This window comes from Paenibacillus phytohabitans (assembly GCF_013141775.1).
GTDB lineage: Bacteria > Bacillota > Bacilli > Paenibacillales > Paenibacillaceae > Paenibacillus_AQ > Paenibacillus_AQ phytohabitans.
The window spans coordinates 1-5,949 of sequence record NZ_WHOB01000084.1 but is presented as its reverse complement, the minus strand read 5'-3'; the positions used below and the strand labels follow the sequence as shown (position 1 = coordinate 5,949).

Genomic DNA, 5,949 nt, shown 5'->3' with positions numbered 1-5,949 from the left:
GCCGGCGCTCACCTGGATGCCGGTGAGCCCACCGGCCCGCCTGCAGGAGCCCGGCAACAGCCTTGCCCTAGTAAATCCGGTCGCCGGCTGCGCGCGTATCCACAGAAGCAGCGGTAGACGATCTTCCGGTGGCTGGTACGTCCGGAACGGCTACACCGGTGCGCGCCGGTTGGCCACACTGCCATCCGCAGATCTACCGCAGCTGCTTCCGGTGCCGGTGAGCTCCATTACCTGGCTGCCGCCGGGGCAGCGATCGATAACTCACTGGGGGTCCACCGGCCCGCCTGCAAGACCGCGGCAACAGTCTCGCCAGTTGATTGGTCGCCGGCTACGCGCGGATCCGCAGCAGCAGCGGTAGGCGTTCTTCCGGAGGCCGGTGCGCCCGGTGCGCGCCGGTTGGCCACACTGCCGGCTGCCGATCTGCTGCCGGTGCTCTCCTGGATGCCGGTGAGGCCCAGTACCTGGCTGCCGCGGGTGCATCGATCGATAACTTGCCGGGAGTCCACCAGCTCGCCTGCAGGACTGCGGCAGCTTTTACTGGAATTAAAAAAACCTAATTAATCGGCCATTTATAGCCAATCAATTAGGTTTTTCACTTAGTTAAACCTTATTTAAAGCAGAGAAGCATCAACCGATGAATAGAAGGGATCTTTATCAGAATCTGATTCTCTGCCGCTTTCTGCTGAGACTTTATCTTTACTATCATCGGTATTTTTTGAATGTGAATCTAATTCTAAAGTAGCGGTAAAATTAGATGAATTCTTTTTAAAATCATCCATAACAGCTATGATAGTTTGAAAATCCTTGAAGTAAGGCTCTAAAAACATAGCTTTTTGAATATCAATATCCGTTATATCTCTATATCCAAATTGATCAATTATGTGTCTAACCAGTGTTGTAAGTGATATTTGAATGTTTCCTTGAGCATTGACCCACTTATTCAAAGACTCAAAATCACTGAGTTTATTAATTCGCCAAGACACAAGATCTCGCTTAGTGACTTCTTTATTTTCTTCAATCACGATTTAACAACCTCCGAAGGAAAGAATACCTTTTCGTGAAGTATAGACAAACCGTCAAGATTCATATCTACTGCATATTCTTTAGGAATCCAAAGCACAAAACAATGTACTTCTTCTGCAAAAGCGACTAAATCGGAATAAAGATCAGGTTCAAAAGTTATGCTACCGCCCCCAAGTACCATGAAATATTCTATATCACCTCCTATTACTTTGTAACGTTCTATTATAATTTCCATAATATTCTGCGCTTCCACGAATTTAGCATCATCCATAAATCTCAAAGCAGATTCATGCAGATTATCTTCATTATTTAACAATATATCATCAAATCTTTGTCGATTTATTTCCAAATGTCCTCCAAGGTCGCTGGATAAAGCTTTAGCTGCCTCTTCTGCTGCATGGCCCACTCCACGTCTTCTTCCTGTACAGTTATCTGTAACTGGATTTGCACCATGAAGATGGATAAGTTCTGTTGTTCCGGCTCCTATATCTATTAATAATCCTCTTTTTTTAGCTATGTCAATTTGCGATAGCTTCGCTATATGTTCACTGCCCTTTTTATTTTTATATTCTTTAACTAACTTATCCAATATTCCTGGAATATTGTTTTCTTTTGGAGCAGGTGCCTCTCTAAGAGCGTAAATGGCAGGCACGCCTTCTTGTGTTATCTTCACCGAAGTATACTTAATTGTAACAGTTACTAATGAGCTGCCTACATAAACGATTACCACATGTGATGCTTTCCCATCTGGTGTTTCTGTAAATCTTTTTTCCATTGCTGCTGCGTTTGCTGGAGACCATTCAGACGCGGGTATTGCTCCGGTCAATTCCGGTGAAATCGAAATCGTCACTGGTAACTCACCGTGCTTTTCATAGTATTCAACTATTGCTGCAGCTGCAGTCATTGAGAGAGTCATAATGATTGGAATATCATGTTTATGCTTTTCGCCAATTATTATATTCATATTTTCAGTCTTTCCAATATTTAGGTTCGCTCGTTTGCCTACGCTAAAAAATCCTGATCTTTTTAATGCAGGACTAGTGATGTTCACAGTTAATTCATCAAATAGATTTGCGATGTGTTTTTCAATACTACCTTCTGCAATAGCCGGCTGTTCAGTAAGGCGTTTTATAGTTGACGGCTGTACAAATTTCTTAGTATTGTATCGCATTTTGTTAGCGGAGTTTCCAAAATCATTCTTAATTTTCGGAACCATTTTAAATCACCTCATTTTAAATTTAAATTCAATAAGGATTCAAATCACATTAAGAAAAGCTATTGTTTGAATCCTGTCAAGATTTATATTACTAATATATACCAATCCAATTATTTAATCAAGCATTTTAAATTCATTTTACATTCATAACGGATTCTTTCAAGATATTTTTTTGCAATGCACGATATATTCTTCATATTCAATTATATATGAATTAATCTTTATTTAATAAATTCTCCTATATTTTTTTGAATATAAAATAATTGAAGTTATGTAGTTTCATATTTTCGCACCAATTTATTTCTTCTCATAAAAGGATCCTTTATACCTATAAATCAAAGTCAATATAGGCCGATATTACTCTTAAAGATAACATCATAAGAATTTTATTATTATTTTTAGTAAGTTTTCCATTGATAACAATGGTTGTATATGGCAAAATAACTATGAAGATTTCATCTAAGCACGTGTTAGTTCATCTATTAAATGTTTGTTACAAAAAGTTAAAACTTTCAATGATAATCGAGGAGCGGAATTATGGATCAAACAAAAACAAAGGGTATCGGAGATTCAAGTTCAATTACAATTCCTAAAAATTATATTGATTACATTTCAGGTGAAACAAAATCTGTAAATGAATATCATTTGTCATTGATCAATGAAGCGATTAGTAATCGCAAATTGGTACACCTTGTTATGACAGGCATATCACTAACTGAAAACTTAAAAAAAGGAAGTGATTTAATTTCGGTAACCCACTTTATTAATCAAGAAAATTATAATGCTCAAGTGGCTGGGTATTTAGAGATCAAAAAAGGTGACCAATTACAAATGAATATTGGCACAATAGAACATTTGTTGTTTTCAGCATTGAATCGAAAATAATACTTCGGAGGTTTTTCAATGAAATGTGGAAACTGTATCCATTGGAACTGGTGCTCAAAAACAGATAGGGAAATAGCAGAAAGTGAGTTGCACTGCAGATTCTCGCCTGCTAGATTTTCTGGAAAAAGAATAGAAGATCAGTCAGAAGCAGAAATAGATAAAAATTTAATTTCACTTGAAGGCTTGTTAGGTGTGATTCGAAGAATTGAAACCCAAAGCTAAAACAGATTATTTTTTTTTTGACATGAGTTTCATAAGTGATAATAAATGTTCTTGATCATTTGGAGCCAGTTCCCTAAATAAAGTTAGCATATTAATCTCTGCGGGTGTAGGAGTAAGATCTGAAAAAAATATATCCCAAAAATCAATACCTACAGCCTCTGCCCAACGTTGCAAGGCCGATGTTGTCGGAGCACGCTTATCATTTTCCCAATCTGATAAAGTACCTACCGAAATTCCTGAACGCTCAAATACTTTTTGTTGAGTAAGATTTTTATTTTTCCGGATTGACCTTAACCGTTCACCTATGTAATGCAAATAGAGCTCCTCCTACTAAGAAAACTGAAAATTATATAGTTTAGTTTCATTATGCGTAATACATATCTTCTCAAAAAAAGTAATAATGGCATACAACTATGTTGTTAACTTACTGATTTTAGTAATTTATAATATTAAAATTACTATTTTTGATATGTATTTTGATGTGAGTTTTCTTTTCTTTATCAATATTTTTTATCCGAAAAGGAGAAATAAATGCGAAGTGTGCAAATTACCAAAACTAATATTAGTTCATTACCACTTGATTGGATTTATATACGTTACCAAAGACTTCAAAAGTGCTCTTTAAAATCAAGTGGGGAAAATCACTCAGCTGAATTAGATCTAATAAGAGAATATTTTGATTCAAATGGATATGCTGCAATTTTTGGGATTACCAATAAATCAGATGCGGATCAAATGGAAATGGAAATTCCTAGCGCCTCACGGATCCAATATGTACCTATTACGGAAAACCGACTACGCGAACATTACCGGTTAACCCAGAGGAAATACAATCTTGAGCAGCAGTTAATTTCTACAATAGGTTCATTCAATATTATTGAATTACCTAAAATGACTGCCACTTATGGAAATATCAGTGGCGTGCAACCTAGGGGAGGGAATTTTTCACCAATTGAAGATGTAGTAATGCGACCATTTTCAAGAGCTGAGAAAATCAGGGAAGAATTAATAAATGTTGAAGATCGCTTATATGACATGGCTCATGCTCTTAGTGAACTAACGGAAGCGCAACTATCTTTGGTAAGTGCAAAATATTTGGTCAGACGCGAACCCAAAGATGACCACTTAATGAGTGTTTTAGGCTTTGGGAGACAAAAATATTACGAAATTAAAAAGACATCGCTTATTAGAATTGCAAAAGATTTAGCAGTAATCTAAAAATTTCAAAGAAATTCTATTTTTATAAGAAAGGGGGTGATAAATTGTTTCATTTCTGGAAGGAGAATTTATTTGAAAGGTTAAAATCTGAGGGCTATTTAGTTTTAGAGGCTCCTGGAGGTTCTCCAGGTTATGTAATCAAGTATTTCTACGAATCTGCTATTCGTATAAACAATCTCAAAGAAATTTTCGAAGCTGATCGTCCTGGAAGTTCTACACTTATCCTGCCTAAAGTGGCATAGGAGGTTTTAAAATGTTAAATACTACTACCTATTTCTCAGTTAATACTATGTATTCAAATGTACAAGTAGAAGATCATAATATAGCTGTATACACCCATACTTCAAAGGCAACAAGCCCGAAAGACTTGGCAGTACTTGTCGTGAATGGAGCGCTAGGAAACGTTTTAACTACTGCACACTTTTCCCATTCACTAGCCGGCATTCTTGAAGGAGTCACTGTTATTCAGGCAGACCTTCCAGGTCATGGTGGATCTAAAGGTGATCCACTACATAACATTAAAGATATTGCATCTATTGTTGGAAAGCTAATGACTATTCTCCAAGAGCAGCCTAATTTTCCAAAAAGGTATGTTGTGGCGGGACATTCTATGGGCGGGTCAGTGGCCATAGAGATGGCTCTGCAAGGATTCAATCCTGAAAAGCTTATTCTTTTGCAAACTTCACCTGAATGGAAAATAATGGAGTCGCTAAATTTTCTATCCGGAGAAATTTTAGTAGAAACTTTTGGCCAAATGATGGAAGAAGAATGGCCATATATTGAAGATGAACAACTTCTGTATGAGCTCAAGTCTAACCTTAAGAAAATGACTGCTGCCCCCCTAGCTTGTGCTGCCGATATTGATGCACTTATGTCTTTCGATGCTACAGAAGATTTGGTTTACATTAATGTACCAACTTTAGTAGTGTACAGTGAGTTCGATGGGACAGCTGATCAAACAAAGTCACACCTACTTTTGGAGAGAATTAGAGGAGCTAAAGGATATTTTCTTAAAGGTGGTTCTCACACATCCGTTATGGGAAAACATCTTATTTTAGCAGAAATTGCCGCCAATTTTATTCTTGATTAGCCTGTTGATATTGTCTTTTAATAGATAATACCATTTTCTTAATCCTAGCTTATTGCAGAACACTCATTAAGGTATCAGCCAACATTTGGATGATGTCTCAATGAGTGTTTTTTTATGACATTTGTAGCAAAGGATCATTAGTGAACTACGATCGAAGAATCGGCGGGTACTCGAGCTGACCGGCCTCCGGAAGAACGTCTACCGCCGCTGCCGCGGATCCGCGCGCTGCCGGTGACCGATTAACCAAGGCGAGTTATCGATCGCTGCCCCGGCGGCAGCCAGGTACTGGAGCTCA

At 37.8% G+C, this 5,949-nt stretch carries 9 protein-coding genes; 5 read left to right on the top strand and 4 right to left on the bottom strand.

Features of this window, described 5'->3' with window-relative positions; translation table 11 throughout:
* Positions 1 to 227: 227 nt before the first annotated feature.
* The 3 genes from GC101_RS27665 to GC101_RS27655 form a co-directional block, all read right to left on the bottom strand.
* Positions 228 to 506, bottom strand: coding sequence for a hypothetical protein (locus tag GC101_RS27665; protein ID WP_171719954.1), 279 nt, complete (start codon positions 504 to 506; stop codon positions 228 to 230).
* Positions 507 to 611: 105 nt separating this feature from the next.
* Positions 612 to 1,022, bottom strand: a complete 411-nt coding sequence (locus tag GC101_RS27660; RefSeq protein WP_171719953.1) for a hypothetical protein — start codon at positions 1,020 to 1,022, stop codon at positions 612 to 614.
* A complete protein-coding gene (locus GC101_RS27655) occupies positions 1,019 to 2,239 on the bottom strand; it encodes a ParM/StbA family protein (protein ID WP_171719952.1) in 1,221 nt (406 codons plus the stop codon). The genes GC101_RS27660 and GC101_RS27655 overlap by 4 nt, the downstream gene beginning before the upstream one ends.
* Positions 2,240 to 2,776: 537 nt before the next feature.
* Here GC101_RS27655 and GC101_RS27650 point away from each other — a divergent pair.
* Positions 2,777 to 3,124 carry a hypothetical protein gene (locus tag GC101_RS27650; RefSeq protein WP_171719951.1) on the top strand — a complete coding sequence of 116 codons (348 nt, stop codon included), beginning with the start codon at positions 2,777 to 2,779 and terminating at the stop codon, positions 3,122 to 3,124.
* A gap of 18 nt (positions 3,125 to 3,142) precedes the next feature.
* Positions 3,143 to 3,346: a hypothetical protein gene (locus tag GC101_RS27645; RefSeq protein WP_171719950.1), complete on the top strand. Its 204-nt coding sequence runs from the start codon at positions 3,143 to 3,145 to the stop codon at positions 3,344 to 3,346.
* Positions 3,347 to 3,352: 6 nt separating this feature from the next.
* On the opposite strand, the gene GC101_RS27640 is transcribed toward GC101_RS27645, so the two are convergent.
* Entirely contained in the window at positions 3,353 to 3,661 is a 309-nt protein-coding gene (locus GC101_RS27640) for a helix-turn-helix domain-containing protein (protein ID WP_171719949.1), read from the bottom strand.
* Between the two features lie 216 nt (positions 3,662 to 3,877).
* Here GC101_RS27640 and GC101_RS27635 point away from each other — a divergent pair, with 216 nt between their 5' ends.
* From GC101_RS27635 to GC101_RS27625, 3 genes are read left to right on the top strand one after another with little or no spacing between them, the layout of a single operon-like run.
* A complete protein-coding gene (locus tag GC101_RS27635) occupies positions 3,878 to 4,564 on the top strand; it encodes an ArpU family phage packaging/lysis transcriptional regulator (protein WP_171719948.1) in 687 nt (228 codons plus the stop codon).
* Between the two features lie 44 nt (positions 4,565 to 4,608).
* Positions 4,609 to 4,806: a hypothetical protein gene (locus GC101_RS27630; RefSeq protein ID WP_171719947.1), complete on the top strand. Its 198-nt coding sequence runs from the start codon at positions 4,609 to 4,611 to the stop codon at positions 4,804 to 4,806.
* Positions 4,807 to 4,817: 11 nt separating this feature from the next.
* Positions 4,818 to 5,654: an alpha/beta fold hydrolase gene (locus GC101_RS27625; protein ID WP_171719946.1), complete on the top strand. Its 837-nt coding sequence runs from the start codon at positions 4,818 to 4,820 to the stop codon at positions 5,652 to 5,654.
* Positions 5,655 to 5,949: the final 295 nt, after the last annotated feature.